At 58.2% G+C, this 15,588-nt stretch carries 15 protein-coding genes; 7 read left to right on the top strand and 8 right to left on the bottom strand.

From position 1 onward, the window contains the following. Nucleotides 1-149: 149 nt before the first annotated feature. Both RMR21_RS02845 and RMR21_RS02840 read left to right on the top strand, forming a co-directional pair. Nucleotides 150-902 carry a TlyA family RNA methyltransferase gene (locus tag RMR21_RS02845; protein ID WP_183894273.1) on the top strand — a complete coding sequence of 251 codons (753 nt, stop codon included), beginning with the start codon at nucleotides 150-152 and terminating at the stop codon, nucleotides 900-902. Beyond that, nucleotides 899-2,149 (top strand): class I SAM-dependent RNA methyltransferase, encoded by a 1,251-nt coding sequence (locus tag RMR21_RS02840; RefSeq protein ID WP_498669210.1) that lies wholly within the window; start codon nucleotides 899-901, stop codon nucleotides 2,147-2,149. Before RMR21_RS02845 ends, RMR21_RS02840 begins: the two co-directional genes overlap by 4 nt. Nucleotides 2,150-2,152: 3 nt before the next feature. Here RMR21_RS02840 and RMR21_RS02835 read toward each other — a convergent pair whose 3' ends face one another. From RMR21_RS02835 to RMR21_RS02825, 3 genes are all read right to left on the bottom strand, one after another. Then, a complete protein-coding gene (locus RMR21_RS02835; protein ID WP_498669209.1) occupies nucleotides 2,153-2,476 on the bottom strand; it encodes a hypothetical protein in 324 nt (107 codons plus the stop codon). A gap of 95 nt (nucleotides 2,477-2,571) precedes the next feature. Beyond that, nucleotides 2,572-3,330 (bottom strand): crotonase/enoyl-CoA hydratase family protein, encoded by a 759-nt coding sequence (locus tag RMR21_RS02830; protein ID WP_498669208.1) that lies wholly within the window; start codon nucleotides 3,328-3,330, stop codon nucleotides 2,572-2,574. A 9-nt stretch (nucleotides 3,331-3,339) separates the two neighbouring features. Then, a complete protein-coding gene (locus RMR21_RS02825; protein WP_498669207.1) occupies nucleotides 3,340-5,124 on the bottom strand; it encodes an acyl-CoA dehydrogenase family protein in 1,785 nt (594 codons plus the stop codon). A gap of 252 nt (nucleotides 5,125-5,376) precedes the next feature. On the opposite strand from RMR21_RS02825, the gene RMR21_RS02820 reads away from it, so the two are divergent. Further along, the gene (locus tag RMR21_RS02820; RefSeq protein ID WP_498669206.1) at nucleotides 5,377-6,372 is read left to right on the top strand and encodes a transporter; all 996 of its coding nucleotides are present in this window, start codon (nucleotides 5,377-5,379) and stop codon (nucleotides 6,370-6,372) included. Nucleotides 6,373-6,431: 59 nt separating this feature from the next. Here the strand turns inward: RMR21_RS02820 and RMR21_RS02815 are convergent, their stop codons facing one another. From RMR21_RS02815 to RMR21_RS02800, 4 genes are all read right to left on the bottom strand, one after another. Continuing rightward, nucleotides 6,432-6,926, bottom strand: coding sequence for a BA14K family protein (locus RMR21_RS02815; RefSeq protein WP_498669205.1), 495 nt, complete (start codon nucleotides 6,924-6,926; stop codon nucleotides 6,432-6,434). Between the two features lie 225 nt (nucleotides 6,927-7,151). Continuing rightward, nucleotides 7,152-7,640 (bottom strand): BA14K family protein, encoded by a 489-nt coding sequence (locus RMR21_RS02810; RefSeq protein WP_498669204.1) that lies wholly within the window; start codon nucleotides 7,638-7,640, stop codon nucleotides 7,152-7,154. Nucleotides 7,641-7,747: 107 nt separating this feature from the next. Next, nucleotides 7,748-8,821, bottom strand: a complete 1,074-nt coding sequence (locus RMR21_RS02805) for an FAD-binding oxidoreductase (RefSeq protein ID WP_498670224.1) — start codon at nucleotides 8,819-8,821, stop codon at nucleotides 7,748-7,750. 11 nt (nucleotides 8,822-8,832) lie between these two features. Beyond that, nucleotides 8,833-10,077 (bottom strand): aromatic ring-hydroxylating oxygenase subunit alpha, encoded by a 1,245-nt coding sequence (locus tag RMR21_RS02800; RefSeq protein ID WP_498669203.1) that lies wholly within the window; start codon nucleotides 10,075-10,077, stop codon nucleotides 8,833-8,835. Between the two features lie 327 nt (nucleotides 10,078-10,404). On the opposite strand from RMR21_RS02800, the gene RMR21_RS02795 reads away from it, so the two are divergent. The 4 genes from RMR21_RS02795 to RMR21_RS02780 all read left to right on the top strand — a co-directional run bounded on the left by RMR21_RS02795 (nucleotide 10,405) and on the right by RMR21_RS02780 (nucleotide 14,545). Next, the gene (locus tag RMR21_RS02795) at nucleotides 10,405-11,013 is read left to right on the top strand and encodes a DUF6656 family protein (RefSeq protein WP_498669202.1); all 609 of its coding nucleotides are present in this window, start codon (nucleotides 10,405-10,407) and stop codon (nucleotides 11,011-11,013) included. Between the two features lie 102 nt (nucleotides 11,014-11,115). Beyond that, complete coding sequence (locus tag RMR21_RS02790; RefSeq protein WP_498669201.1) at nucleotides 11,116-12,093, top strand: L-threonylcarbamoyladenylate synthase; 978 nt, start codon at nucleotides 11,116-11,118, stop codon at nucleotides 12,091-12,093. A gap of 11 nt (nucleotides 12,094-12,104) precedes the next feature. Next, nucleotides 12,105-13,535: an FAD-binding oxidoreductase gene (locus RMR21_RS02785; RefSeq protein WP_498669200.1), complete on the top strand. Its 1,431-nt coding sequence runs from the start codon at nucleotides 12,105-12,107 to the stop codon at nucleotides 13,533-13,535. 443 nt (nucleotides 13,536-13,978) lie between these two features. Then, nucleotides 13,979-14,545 carry a DUF6101 family protein gene (locus RMR21_RS02780; protein WP_498669199.1) on the top strand — a complete coding sequence of 189 codons (567 nt, stop codon included), beginning with the start codon at nucleotides 13,979-13,981 and terminating at the stop codon, nucleotides 14,543-14,545. 65 nt (nucleotides 14,546-14,610) lie between these two features. Here RMR21_RS02780 and ubiA read toward each other — a convergent pair whose 3' ends face one another. Next, complete coding sequence (gene ubiA / locus RMR21_RS02775; RefSeq protein WP_498669198.1) at nucleotides 14,611-15,564, bottom strand: 4-hydroxybenzoate octaprenyltransferase; 954 nt, start codon at nucleotides 15,562-15,564, stop codon at nucleotides 14,611-14,613. Nucleotides 15,565-15,588: the final 24 nt, after the last annotated feature.

The following is a 15,588-nucleotide window of genomic DNA, read 5'->3' as shown; positions in this document are numbered from 1 at the left end:
CAGTGCCACCAAGCCGTTTATTTTCGCTTAAACGCTGGGGATGGCCACAGGTGCTGCACCCGTGTGGAAATTGAGTTTTGCGCTCCGCTCAGTGCTTTGCCACTACAAAACGCTTGCTTTCCGGGCTTTTGGCAGTCATTGACACGACCATGTCTCATTCATCTGAAAATCACCGGCTGGACCAGCTTCTGGTATCGCGCGGCCTGTTCGCCAGCCGCTCCCGTGCACGCGACGCGGTTGCGCGCGGCACCGTACGCGTCAACGGCAAGGTCGTCACCAAACCAAGCCTGACATTTCCTGGAAATGTCGTCTTCGAGATCAGCGATCCGGCGCAGGATTACGTATCGCGCGCGGCATTGAAACTGGTTGCAGCACTCGACTACTTCGAGCTGGACCCACGCAATCTGGAATGTCTTGACGTTGGCGCCTCCACCGGTGGCTTTACCGAGGTGTTGCTGAAACGCGGCGCGTCCCACGTGACCTCTATCGATGTCGGCCACGGCCAAATCCATCCCCGCATCGAAAACGACCGTCGTGTCACCAGCATCGAAGGTTTCAACGCACGCTTCCTGACAAGCGATGATATCGATAACCGGCCGATCCGGTTTATCGTGTCGGATGTGTCGTTCATATCGTTGAAGCTGGCGCTGGCGCCTGCCCTTGAATTGGTCGAGTCCGGTGCGCTGGCCATTTTGCTCGTGAAGCCGCAATTCGAAGCAGGACGCGATGCGATCAGCAAGGCAGGCCTGCTGAAAGAGCCTGAGACGGCACCGGCTGTTGCCGCAGAACTTGAGCGCTGGCTGGTGGAAGACATGGGCTGGATCAGCCTTGGCCTCATCCCCTCCCCCATCGCCGGTGGTGATGGGACCGAGGAGTTTCTTCTCGGAGGCCGCAAGCCATGACCGCGCAGACCGTGAAAATACAAGGCCTCGGCGCGCAGGGCGATGGCATCGTGCACGAAGCAGATGGTCCGATCTTCGTCCCTTTCGCACTGCCTGGAGAGACCGTTGCGATTGCCCGTATCAAGGACCAGGGCACCATCATGTCGATCACCGAGGCGGCACCCGAGCGGCGCGAGCCTGCCTGTCGCCATTTCGGACCCGATGGAAAAAGCGGCACGTGTGGGAGCTGCTCGTTGCAACACCTTGCCGACGAGCCATACCACGTTTTCAAGCGCAGCCTCGTCGTCTCCGCACTGAAGTCGAAGGGATTGGACGTCGAGGTCGGTGCGCTGGTGCAATGTCGCCCCGCCGAAAGACGCCGTGTGGTCTTCACGGCCCGCAAAACCGAAAAGGGGTTGCTGCTCGGCTTTAGTCAGGCCAACAGCCACCATATCGTCGCCATCGAAGAATGTCCCGTCACGACCGATGGTATCGTATCGCGTCTCGATGCGATCCGAGCCATCGGTGCGCCGCTTGCATCGACCGCCGAACCGTTCCGCATCACCGTGATGGAAACGCTTTCGGGACTTGATATTTGCTTCGAGGGTATCAAGACGGCCAGTGACAAGCAGCGCCGTACCGTAACTGAAATCGTGCTGTCGATGCGCGGTATTGCCCGTGTTTCGCTCTCGGGTGAAATCCTGATCGAACCGCTGAGGCCTGTCATTCAATTCGACGGCGTCAAGATCACGCCGCCCGCCGGTGGTTTTGCGCAGGCCACCAAGCAGGCGGAAGATGCCATGGCCGAACTGGTTCTGGCCCATGTGGGCAAATCGAAACGCATCGCCGACCTGTTCAGCGGCTCCGGCACCTTCGCCCTGCGGTTGGCGCGTCTGGGTAAGGTTCACGCGGTGGAGGCCGAAGACAAGGCGCTCAAGGCGCTCGATCTTGCGGCCCGCAATACGCAAGGCCTGAAACCCGTAACAATTGAAAAGCGCGACCTGTTTCGCCATGCGCTGACCGTCAAGGAACTGAAGAACTACGATGCCGTAGTCTTCGATCCGCCACGCGCAGGAGCGGAAGCGCAATGCAAGGAACTGGCCCGCAGCGGCGTGAAAAAGATCGTTGCCGTCAGCTGCAATCCGCTGTCGCTTGCGCGTGACCTCGCTATTCTGGTCGAGGGCGGCTACCGCATTACCAAGGTGACGCCCATCGACCAGTTTTTATGGTCGCCGCATGTGGAAGCGGTCGCAACGCTGGAAAAGTAACGCCTACCAGGCGGTATCGATATTGCCGTTGCCAACGACACCGCTGCAACGGCAGCGTCCACCAACTCGTCCTTGCTGAACAGGGCAGACATAGGGTCGCGAGCGGTTGGCGCTGTCAGGTGGCGTGACGACGCAGACGAAGCGCTGGTGGCGGCGGTCATAACCGTTGTTTCGGTTGGACGAACCGGCCTGACTGTTGAAATTTTGCACTTCAATGATATCGCTTTGGGCCGACTGCGACATCGAGGGTGGCTGGAGGCTGGCCGCACCTGCGACACTGGATAGCGACATGACGAGGGCAAGCGTTGCGAAAAGGAGGGGGCGCATGGATGGGCTTCCTTGAAGACGGACGTTGTTTCCTCAAAGACTAAACAGCCTTCATCGGCAATTCCATAAGACCCGCCCATTTTCATCAGCCACGCTTAACGGCGCATGAATGCCTCGAACGCGGCTCTGGCTTCCGCACTCTGCAGCTGGGCAGCGAAATGCACAATTTCTGCGTCGATCCGTGCCCGAATGTCAGCGCCATCTCCGCGCAGCAGGTCACGGGCGATTTTGAGCGCTTGCGGTGGCTTTGCTGCAAGCGACGATGCAATTTTCAGCGTTTCACTCTCGACGTCGGCTTCGGGCACGACTTTCCATATCAAACCAGCCTGAAGTGCCTGATCTGCCGAAAAGCCTTCACCCGCGGCCAGCAGCGCGAAGGCACGCTGGTGGCCCATGACGCGCGGCACGAGCAGGCTGGAAGCCGCTTCCGGCACCAAAGCCAAATCCACGAAAGGCGTCTTGAACAGACTGCGGGCGGAGGCAACCGTCAGGTCGCAATGCAGGTTGAGCGTGGTGCCGATGCCGATGGCGAGACCGTCCACACCTGATACGATGGGTTTTTGAACGCCGACCAGCGCATGCAGGAAATCCCCCGCCGCCAGCCGACCCTTGCCACCGGACATGGCAAAGGCCATGAAATCAGCCATGTCATTACCCGCCGAAAAGCAGCCGTTTGAGCCGAGAAATGCGATGACGCGAATATCAGCATCGGCATCCGCCGTCTGCAAGGCATCGATCATGGTGCGATACATGGCGTCCGTGATGGCGTTTTTCTTGTCCGGTCGGTTGAAACGAATGACCAGCACGCCGGGTGTCGCGTGCGGACGTTCAATAAGGATATGATCGGCAGACATGAGAACTCCTTAAGCCAGAACGGCGCGGGCGGCTTCAAGGCTCGCGGCTCCGGATATCACACGATCCTTCAAGGCAGACGTTTCAGCAAGAAGGTTTTCGGCGGTGAAACGGCAAAGAGCGATCCGGTTGGAGCCCTGCCCATCATCAACCGACGCCAAAGCACCCTTGGCGAGATAAGCACCCGTCAAGGCAAGCCCGAACAAACGCTGATACGGTGTGGCACCGGCAAGTGCAGCAGTAGTTTCACCGTTTGCCAAGGCGCCCAGCAGCCAATCGGTCGCCTCCTCCAGATCGGAAATGCTCCGGTCAAGATAGCGGGCGGTTTCGCCAAGCTCCGGTGTGTTGGACGCGTGCACCGCCTGCGCCTGCTCTTTCAGTTCGGCGATGAACCCACGCACCTGCGCGCCCTCGGAGAGCGGCAATTTGCGCATGACGAGGTCAATGGCCTGAATACCGTTGGTGCCTTCGTAGATCGGCGCGATCCGTGCATCGCGCAGATAGCGAGCCGCTCCCGTTTCCTCGATAAAGCCCATACCGCCGTGAACCTGAATGCCGAGCGAGGCCACGTCTACTCCGGCATCGGTTGAAAAGGACTTGGCGATAGGTGTTAAAAGGGCCGCCCGTTCCTGCCAGAACTTGCGCTCCGCTGCATCGGTTTTCGCGTGGCTCATATCGATGGCATGAGCGCAGGAGAAGGAAATGGCGCGGGAGCCTTGTGTCAGCGCCTTCATGGTCAGAAGCGTTCTGGCGATATCAGGATGCTCGATGATCGGGCTCATGCCCGTCGCTTTGGTACCGGGCGCTTTGCCCTGCGTACGCTCCTTGGCATAGGCGATCGCCTTTTGCGTTGCCGCTTCGCAGATCGCCACACCCTGCATGCCGACGGCCAGACGCGCGTTGTTCATCATGGTGAACATGCAGGCCAATCCCTTGTTTTCCTCACCGACGATCCAGCCGAGTGCACCTTTTTCGGAGCCATAGCGACCATCCCCAAAAATCATCGTGCAGGTGGGAGAACCATGAATACCGAGCTTGTGCTCCAGCGCGTGGCAGAAGAGATCGTTGCGGTCACCGGGATTGCCTGCCTCATCGGGCAGGAATTTCGGGACGAGAAAGAGCGAGATACCGCGTGTACCGCCGGGCGCATCCGGCAGGCGCGCCAGCACCAGATGGATGATGTTGTCGGCTGCGTCGTGCTCACCCCAGGTGATGTAGATTTTCTGGCCGAAGATCCGGTAGCTGCCATCGCCGACGCGCTCCGCCCGGCTTTTCAAGGCAGCAAGATCCGATCCGGCCTGCGGTTCCGTCAGGTTCATGGTTCCGGTCCAGACGCCGGACACCAGTTTTTCCAGATAGGTGGCTTTGAGCTCGTCGCTTCCATGGGTGGCGATGGCTTCCACCGCACCCATTGTCAGCGTCGGGCAAAGGGCGAAAGCCATGGAGCCGGAGTTCCACATCTCGAGAGCCGCCACATTCAACAGATGCGGCAGGGCCTGCCCGCCGAATTCTTCCGGCGCGGTCAGTCCGTTCCAGCCGCCTTCTGCCCAACGGCGGTAGAGATCGGCCCAGCCATCCGGCGTCCGCACGACACCATCCACGATCTTGGAGCCTTGGCGGTCACCGATCTCTGCCAGAGGTGCAACCTCTTCGGTGGCGAAACGACCGGCCTCATGGAGAATGGCATCGACGGTATCTTCATCGAGATCACCGAACGCGCCTTCTTCCAGCGCGACCTTGAGGCCTGCCACGTGTTTCAGCGTAAAAGCGATATCGTCTACCGGTGCGAGATACATTCTGCCTCCTCCCGAAGCGTCAACGTTGCAAAGCGATAGCCTTCGGGGCTAATTGATTTTTACGTAAACGTCAATTTGAAATATCCCCGATGTGTTCAACTTAAAGCGTGCGGCGGTTTGCGTTCGAAACCGACCTGCGGCAATCGGCATGACCGTAATCAAACTGTCACAAAACTCTGATCAGCATGATCTTGTCGCATAAGCGGAATTGTCTTCCGCTCCTCGCCGCGACCATGTTTCAGGATCAAGCGCATGGACATTCCTCACCCAGCCATCCCCGGCCTCGTCTGGGCCTACCGCTTTCGTCCGGGAATCGAGCCCTGCGTCCGATTGGGGGCGGACGTAACACTTGCCGACCTCCAGACCGAAGACGGCTTTTTCTGGCTACACTTAAACCTCGCAGACTCACGCGTTGCGGGCTTTCTGGAGAACGTTCCTGCACTCGACGACAGCATCAAGGCGAACCTCACGACGCATGAAACGCACCCATCCATCGTCGTCGATGACGGCGCGCTGTATGGAACGCTGATCGATTTCCAGAGGGAGTTCGATCAGGAAACGCGCGATATCGGTTGGCTGCATTTTGCGTTGGGGGAACGTTACATCATCACCACCCGCTTGCAACCACTTCGGTCTATCGACCGCCTGCGCGCCGCAATCGACAAGAACCCCAAGCGCTTTTCCACACCCTCGCATGTTTTCGAGGGCCTCGTCGCGGAATTCCAGCGCAGCCTGATCGCACTGGTCATGGAAACGACCGAAGAGCTGAACGCCATCGAGGATTTCGTTTATGACGCCACGCCCCGCGACGAACGCCGCAGGCTGGCACCCGTACGCCGTACCGTAGTGCGCCTCCACCGGCATCTGCGCACGGTGCTGACATTGATGCGCAGAGCGTCAGCGGCGGATGACGAGGAAATGCCATTCGGCTTCGAAGAGATCGCGGCCCGGCTGACCGGACGCCTTGAATCCATTGATCACGATGTCTACGCGCTTCAGGAGCGTGCACGGCTGCTGCATGAAGAGGTCGATTCGAAGCTTTCCTCTGAAACCAATCGGCACCTCTACATCCTATCGCTGATGACGGCCTTTCTTTTGCCTCCGACGCTGGTCACCGGCTTTTTCGGCATGAACACCGGCGCCCTCCCCTTTACGGAAGGAACCAGCGGCACGATCTATGCCGCCAGCTTCATCATTGCGTCGATTCTGTTTGCCTGGGTCATCCTGCGCCGTGTCGGCATTCTCTAAATGCAAAACGCCGCCCGGATGGAGCCGGACGGCGTTTCTCACTTTGAAATATATGTCGATCAGCCGTAAGGCGAATAGCAGGTCTGACGTGGGCCGTTATAAGGCTGGAACGTGTTGCTATAGGCATCATACGAACGGTAACGACCAGAGCACCAGTTCACGTGGCTCTGGGTGACACCGGCACGCGGAGCAGCACGATAGACCGGGCGCGGACGATATTCCGGCACGGGACGGTAGACCTCGCGAGGCTGCGACAGGGCTCCGCCAATGATCGCACCAGCACCGAATGCAGCCAGCGGGAACCAGTAGCCATTGTGATTACGATACCCCGGACGGTAGTCGCGATAGCCACGGTGACCGCGGTAATAACCGCCGCCATAGTCGCGTCTGTAACCACGGTCGCGCCAGTATTGGACGTTCACCACACCAGTATCGGCCTTTTCGACCGCTGGTGGAGCAACGGAGATCGGCATTGCCTGCGCCGGCACGACAGAGCCAGCGGCGATCAACGCCGAGAACCCGGTAGCCCAAAGGGTTTTCATATAGTTTTGCATCTGATTTCCTCCATTCACCGCCGGGTACACTGCCGGCGCATTGTGAATAACGATGTTCTTCTGTTGGTATTCTGTCCACGAAATGTGGGTCTATTTATATGTTTCTTAGATTATAAATAGCTAGCTGAACCCAGCATTAACAGTGTGTTCACAGTCACTTGATGGCTTCCGAGTACACACAATAGGAAAAGCCCGACGCATGCCGGGCCCTTCCAAGATCATCATTTAATTGGTGACGCACTGTCTGCGTGGGCCATTGTTTGGCTGATACGTGTTGTCAGACGCGCGGTACGAGCGGTAACGGCTTGCGCATGCCTGCTGGTGGCTACTGCCGTAGGATGGACGACCCTGCGATACTGCACCGCCGATGATTGCACCTGTCGCAAATGCTGCCAACGGGAACCACATGCCATTGTGCTGACGATAGCCCGGACGGCGATCGCGGTAGCCACGGTGGCCATTATAATACCCCTGGCGGTAGGATGGACGACGATAATCGCGGTCGCGGCTACGAAAATCCCGATTGCGGAAATTGCGGTCGCGGTAGATGCGACGTCCGTCATACTGTACCTGTACGACATTGTCTGTCGTTGTGGTCGTTGACTGGACTGGTTTCGGCATTGGAACCGGGGCCTGGAATGCCTGAGACGGCGTAAAGCTCGTCAAAAGCATGATGAACGCTGTCGCAACACTGGTCTTGCGCAAATTCAGCATGAGTTTCCTCCGTTTTATGGGACTACGCGTTGAGACCGCGCTTTGATGACCAACTAACGGGAAAATTCGATATTGGTTCCATTGTGCAAAATGGAACCCAAGTATAATCAAGCCTCTACCTGAACATCCGTCAATGGGCGTGAGCAGCAGGCAAGGATATATCCCTCCTCGATATCTTCATCGAGAATGCCGCCATTGTGGTTCATCTCCACCTCGCCGGAGAGCTTCAGAACGCGGCATGTTCCGCATATGCCGGATTCGCAGGCAGCGCCGATGCGCACACCCGCCGCACGTGCGGTCATCAGGATCGTTTGGCCCGGCTGGCAAGGAACGTCCTTGCCGGAAAGCGTAAAACCGATCTTCGCCAGGACCTCGCCATCTTCAAGTGCCGCACTCGGACCCACGGCAACCGGCGTTGCGGGAGCAAAGCTTTCCTGATGGTAGCGGGCCATATCGAAGCCGGACGCTTCCAGCATGGAATGGATGGCCGCCATAAACGGCTCAGGCCCGCAGCAAAACACTGTGCGGTCCATAAAATCATGCGAGAGCAACGCGATCTTGGCCTTGTCCACCATACCCTTCAGCCCCGACCACAGATCGGTACGCCCGCAATTTTCGACGATGAAACCAAGCGAAAGATTGGGCATGAAGCGGGCGAGATATTCGAGTTCGTGCCGGAAGACGATATCGGACGGAGAACGCGAGCAGTTGATGAAATGAATGTCGCTCAGCGGTGCGCGGTCGCTCATGTCCCGCACCATCGACATCATCGGCGTCACACCGGAACCTGCCGAGATGAACAGGTATTTGTCGCCGGGATGGCGCACATAGGAGAAATCCCCCAGCGGGCCCAACGCGCGAATGCGCATGCCGGGCTTGAGGTTATCGAACATCCAGCGTGTGCCGATACTGCTTGCTTGCGCCTTGACCGTAACGGCCAGCGCATAGGGGCGTGATGGGCTGGAAGACAGCGTGTAGGTGCGAAAAAGTGGGTCCGGCCCCACCGGCAGTTCCAGCGTCACGAACTGACCCGGCAGATAACGGAACCAGTTCGGACCGTCGGATCGAAACAGGAATGTCATCACGTCAGGCGTCTCGGGCGTGACAGAAATGCATTCCAGCATGTGAAGCTTATCGCTCCACGGCTTCATCTCATCGATATGCTTGTAGGTGGTCGCCATGTTCACCAAGGTCATGCGACGGCCGAGAGTTTTTGTGTGTCGCCAGACAGACGGTCGATCATGAAATCGGCATACCAGTTCACGAACTGCATGACGCCGCCTTCGTCTTCCATCGAATAGGGCCCCGGTTCATACGCAGGCGAACGGATGCCGAAAGCATTTTCCTCGACGATGCGGCGGTCCTGATCATTGGTCTCGTTCCAGACATGCGTCAGGTCCTCGAGATTGTAATCGACACCTTCCACGGCGTCCTTGTGGACCAGCCATTTCGTCGTGACCTGTGTTTCCTGTGGCCCAAGCGGCAGCACACGGAAGGAAATCAGATGGTCGCCGAGGAAGTGGTTCCACGTCGTCGGGTAGTGGAACAGAAGCAGCGCACCGATATGGTCGATGGTCACGTCATCGGACAACGGGCGGCGAACGGCACGCTTGCCCGACATCGTATAGCTTTCTGCTTCTCCGATCAGCGGCATGCGAGCCACACGGAATTGCCCCTTGGGGTCTATCTTGAAGCGGCTCGGCAGGCCGGCGGCCTCGCAGCGCGCCCAATGACCGCCGATTTCCGGATCGCTGGCACCGCCATCGGTGCCTGTCACGCTCGGATTTTCCGGGTAGGTGCGGCACAGCTCCGGGTGGTTGGCGGCGCAGTGATAGCACTCACGATTGTTTTCCCAGACGAGCTTCCAGTTGCCCTTTTCGATGATGGTGCTCTCATGGGCGACCTTCGCCTCCCAGATTCGGTGCGGCGCCATGTAGGCTTCGACTTCGGCACGCACCGGAGCGAAATCCATCGGCTGCTCTGCCAGACAGATGAAGACGTAGCCAGCCACGGCTTCACAGGCAATCGGCTTCAGGCCGAAATCACCCTTGTTGAAATCGTCTCCCATATGCCGGGCAAACAAAAGCTTGCCATCCAGATCATAGGTCCACTGGTGATAAGGACAGACCAGACGTGCCGACTGGCCCTTTTGGCTGGTGCAGACACGCGAACCACGGTGGCGACAGGAGTTGTGAAAAGCGCGGATCACGCCATCCTTGCCGCGCACGATAACGACCGAGTAATCGCCGATCTGCACGGTCAGATAGGTGCCGGTTTTGGGCACTTCGCAATCATGAGCTACGAAAAGCCAGTCGCGGTACCAGATGTTTTCCATATCCAGCTGGAAATAGTCCTGATCCACGTAGAAGGGCTGCTCCAACGTGAAGCCTTCACGACGGTTTTTCAGTTGGCGCAATACGGTTTCACGCAAATCCATGGCCATGTCCTCGAAAAGTCGCGGCTCGCTTCCAAAGCATCATTTCCGCGTTTAGCTGAAATGATCTAACCATTCGCGCAGATATTCAGCACCACATACAGCGACATCGGCTTCCGCATTGGCGACAAATTGCGACATGCCTCATAAATACTGCCCGACCCGATTATACTTTTAAAACAGCGTGTTAATAAGCTATTTCTGGAAAATTTCGTCGCAATATGACACAAACACCTGCTGCATATTCCTTAACGTCGATTCCATCGCAACAAGAAAATCTTAACCTACTCCTCGTAAAAACAAGGAGATAGGCAAACAGGAGTTCTTCCGATGGAGAAGGGAACGCAAATCCGCTACTTCGATGCGAACGCTCGCACAACGGCACCTGCACGTACGAAGACGGCTCACTCGGATTTTTTGCGTACCGGAAAAATTGCCCGTTATGAGCAAAAGTGGATACCCCGCGAACCGCGTTATCTGACGCATGATCAGGTCGCCGAAATCACCGGCCGCAAGCTCCAGACTGCTGGTGAAATGACCCATTCCCGGCTGAACTCCTTTCATGATTCGATCCGTTTTCCGCAAATGGTATTCCATCGCACCATCGAAGAAAGCCCGCACCTCGGCTACTGCCACGTGACGGCATCCCGGACCAGCTTCGATGCGCGGACGCCGGTGCTTTTTTCTTTCTATTTCGCCAACTTCTTCTCCGAACTGTGTGGCGACGAGCAGTTCTTCGAGAATATCGACCCGCGCCAGTCGCGCATGTATTTCGCCGTCGCCATGGATATGGCCGGTGACAAGACAGTCAAGATCAACAAGGCCATTCATCGCGATGGCCTGTTGTTTCGCACAAGCGACCCGAAAATCGCGCTTAAGAACGTGCTGATGCTGGGTACCCGCTCCAGCGAGATGCGCAAGTTCATCCGCACGCTCTGACACCATCCCACAGACGGCTTTTCAACTGGGCTGAAAACCTCTAAAGGATGCCGCGCGAAAGTGTGGCGCCTCAGGCGGCACGCCTGAAAGGCTCAAGCATCCATGGCGCGTCATATTCATATCGACCATAACAGGGAAACGGCGCTTCGCGACGCTGTCGATATCCTGTCATCCGGTCATCCCGTCGCCATTCCCACCGAGACGGTTTACGGTCTTGCGGCAGATGCCACGAACTCTGCCGCCATTGCCCGCATTTATGAAACCAAGGGGCGCCCGCAGTTCAATCCGCTGATCTGCCATATGGCAAGCATCGAGATGGCGGAAGCGTATGCGATCTTCGATCCGATCTCGCGCAAACTCGCGAACGCATTCTGGCCGGGACCACTGACCCTTATCCTGCCTTTGAAGCCCGGCAGCCAGATCCACGCGCTGGCGACGGCGGGTCTTGATACCGTCGGCATCCGCATTCCCACGGGTTTTGCCAGTGACCTGATCGCTGCTTTCGGCAAGCCGCTCGCAGCCCCCAGTGCCAACAGTTCCGGCAAGATCAGCTCTACCAGCGCCGCTCATGTGGAGGCGGATCTGGGTGATAAGGTCAGCCTTATTCTGGATGGCGGCGCAGCACTGGTCGGCGTGGAATCCACGATCCTCAAGGTCGAAACGGATGGCACCGTTCGCCTCCTGCGTCCCGGCGGGCTCGTCGCAGAAGAAATTGAGCGTATCCTGGGTCTAACGCTTGTCCGGTCGGCAAAAGCATCCGCTGCCATTGAAGCGCCTGGAATGCTGGCCTCTCATTACGCGCCCGGGGCATCCGTGCGATTGAATGCCGTCACCGTCGAGAGAGGCGAGGCCCTGATCCGTTTTGGTGGCGGCGCGATAGCCGGTGAAGCACATGCCGTGACCGTGCTCGATCTCAGCCCTACCGGCAATCTGGCGGAAGCCGCGACGAACCTGTTTCACCACCTCAAAACCGCAGATGCCAGCGGAGCGCGCAGCATCGCCATTACCCCCATTCCCGACACCGGCCTTGGCGAAGCCATCAACGACCGGCTGGCGCGTGCCGCTGCACCACGCCCCTGAACGAGGACATCATGACGACAACCGCCCTGCCCGATGATCTACTCCACCGTTTCGTGACCATCGTCGGTGAGAAGAACGCCGTACGCGATCAGGCTGATCTTGCGCCTCACCTGGTGGAAAATCGCGGACTTTATAAGGGCGCCTCGCCGCTTCTGTTGAAACCGGCCTCGACGGAGGAGGTCGCTGCCATCATGAAGCTCGCCAGCGAAACCGGCACGGCCATTGTCCCGCAAACGGGCAACACAGGCCTCGTGGGTGGACAGACGCCGCGCAGCGATGCCAGCGACGTCATTCTGTCTCTGGAACGCATGAGCCGCGTTCGCGACATCGATCCCGTTGCCAATGTCATCGTCGTGGATGGTGGCTGCATCCTGGATCACGTTCATCAGGCGGCCGAGAAGGTGGAACGCATGTTTCCCCTGTCACTGGGTTCGCAAGGGTCCTGCCGCATCGGCGGCAACCTTGCCACCAATGCCGGCGGCACCGCCGTTCTGGCTTATGGCAATATGCGGCAGCTTTGCCTGGGGCTCGAAGTCGTTCTACCGACCGGCGAGATCTGGAATGGTCTTCGCCGCCTCAAGAAGGACAATACCGGTTACGATCTGCGCGATCTCTTCATCGGCTCCGAGGGCACGCTCGGCATCATCACCGGTGCGGTGCTGAAACTCTTCCCTAAGCCTAAAGGGCATCAGGTCGGCTTTGCGGGGCTCAATTCGCCGGAAGAAGCGCTGAAACTGTTTGACCGCGCCTCGACCTTGTGCGGAGCGGCGCTCACCGGCTTCGAGTTGATGCCACGCATCGGGATCGAGTTTACAGCCAAACACATTCCCGGCGTCCGCGACCCCTTGGAGACAGCGCATCCATGGTATGCGCTCATCGATATCTCGACCTCCGACAAGGCAGAGACGGCGCAGACCATGATGGAAACCCTGCTTGAACAGGGTTTTGAGGCTGGTATCGTGCAGGACGCCGTCATTGCCACATCGGAGGCGCAGCGTCAGGCTCTGTGGCACATGCGCGAAAGCATGTCGGATGCGCAAAAGCCGGAGGGCGGCTCCATCAAGCACGACGTGTCGGTGCCGATCTCGAAAATCCCCGAATTCATGGCGGAAGCGGCGGCTGGCGTTCTCAACGCCATTCCGGGTGCGCGCATCTGCGCCTTCGGTCATCTCGGCGATGGCAATATCCATTACAATATTTCCCAGCCCGTTGGTGCCGACAAGGCGGAGTTCATTGCCCGCTGGCGCGAGATCAACCACATTGTCCACGGTATCGTTCTGTCGCATGGTGGATCGATTTCTGCGGAACACGGCATCGGCCAGTTAAAACGTGACGAACTTGCCGACATCCGCCCAGGTATCGAAATGGAGCTAATGCGCCGAATCAAGACAGCGTTTGATCCGGCCGGCGTCATGAACCCGGGCAAGGTCGTTCGCATCTAGCGCGCATCTTTATCGCTTCCGTCTAAGAATAGAGCACTCCGCCCACAGCCCGGGCTCCCGTGGTGACGCCCTTTTTTGGGCGTCACGCACGTCATCCCCATCCATTTTTGGCTTTCGCACCTTCGGCAATTGCCGAGAGCACTTAGCCCTGCGCTACCTGTTTCTCAGGGCGATGCGCGCAGGGACGGCAGACGCGTTTTCCCTGTCTACATGAACTGGAAATCCGATCTCGGCACAGACGTCTCCCCACAGGCTGCCGTGCCAATTCAGGAATTCGAAACCCTATCGATCTGCGTTTTGCTAACCATTTGGGAATGCAAAGTTTTCTTAACCTCGATTTTTAAGCTGTCTCGAAGAAGCGGTCGCTATCTTCTCCCTATCAGAGGACGAAAAGTCCCGGACGAGACCATGAAACGGCTCTCAGGTAAAACAAGGATAGCATGATGACCAACACTGTTCTGAAGCCCGAATGGGCAGGCGCGACACTCCGGCTCGACCCTACGCGGTTCCCGCAGCAGATCACCTACGGCAAGGACAAGGGTTCAGCCGATATCGCTATCACGCTCGACGAGCGCGGCGCAGTTCTTCGCAAGGTTCTCGAGTCCAGCGGTCTTCCGTTGTCCTTTGCGCTTCCGGCCCGCGCCTTCAAGGGTGTCGCTGCACGCGCCATCGACCATGGTGACGGACAGGTCACCGTGACGCTTGAACTTCACCACGACGACCCGGACCTCTGCATTCCGCTGCTGGTGGCGCACGACCTGTGCGACATCGCTGCCGACTGGCGCAGCTGGTCTGAGGCCTACCGCATTCCCATGCTGATGGTGGAAGCCGATGGCGTTGCCCGCCCGCTGGAAGATCATCTCGGCCATGTCCGTACCAAGACCACCAGCCCGCGCCGCCGCCATTCCTACTTCGCGGACCGCCGCCCGCGCTTCCTCGTGCGCCGCAGCACCGGTTCGCTGGGTATGAGCATGCGCATCCAAGGCAAGGAAATCATCGCCCGCAGCTGATCCTCCGCATCTGCGGACAAAACGAAAAACCCGGAGCGTCGAAAGACGTCGCCGGGTTTTTCGTATCAACCGAAAACCAGCGGCAAAAGCAGACCGGCGAAAATCAGAAGACCGACGCGGTTGTTGGATTTGAACAGAGCCAGACATTGTTCGACATTGTCGATATCGAGCGCCCTTACCTGGCCAAACAGGAGAAAGGCGGAGATGACAAGGCCAAGATAGCCTGTCCAGGGAACACCCGCCGCCACGAATGCAAGAAAGATGAAGACCAAGGCTGCCCCATAAAGACCGATCAGCCAGCTATGCGTCTTATCTACAAACAACAGCGCGGTCGAACCGATACCGGCAGCGGTATCGTCTTCCCGGTCCTGATGCGCATAGATCGTATCGTAACCGATCGTCCAGGCAATCGCGCCAGCGTAAAGCAGGAAAGCCGAGATCGATAGCGATCCGAATTGACCCGCCCAGCCCATGAGAGCACCCCACGAGAAGGCAAGTCCGAGGAAAAACTGCGGCCAGTTGGTGAAGCGCTTGGCGAAAGGATAGATCGCCACGAATATGAGCGACGAGAAGCCAACGACAATGGCAAAACCGTTGAAGCACAACAACACCGCCAGTCCAGCCAGCGCCTGAATGACGATGAAAATTTTCGCCTGTTTGCGACTGACCCGGCCCGATGGGAGGGGTCGAGAGCGGGTGCGCGCCACCGCCATATCGATCTTGTGGTCGACCAGATCATTATAGGTGCAGCCCGCGCCGCGCATGGCGACCGAACCGGCGAAAAACAGAAAGAGATGAAAAAGCAGAAGACCCCAGGAAAATGTGCCGAGATGCTGCGCTGTGTTGGCCGCCATCGCTGCGGACCAGAAACAGGGCCACATCAGCAATTCCCAACCGATGGGACGGTCCCAACGCGCCAGCTGCGCATAGGGCCATAGCGTCCTCGGCAATATCCGATAGACCCAATTGTTGGATGGCGCGTCAGAAACGCGGCCGGAAAGATCGCCTTGGTCAACCATGCCAAGCGTTCTACGCTCGGCCTT

Source organism: Agrobacterium sp. rho-8.1 (assembly GCF_033957725.1).
GTDB lineage: Bacteria > Pseudomonadota > Alphaproteobacteria > Rhizobiales > Rhizobiaceae > Agrobacterium.
The sequence above is the reverse complement of the archived record's forward strand: the minus strand, read 5'-3'. Positions and strand labels throughout refer to the sequence as shown.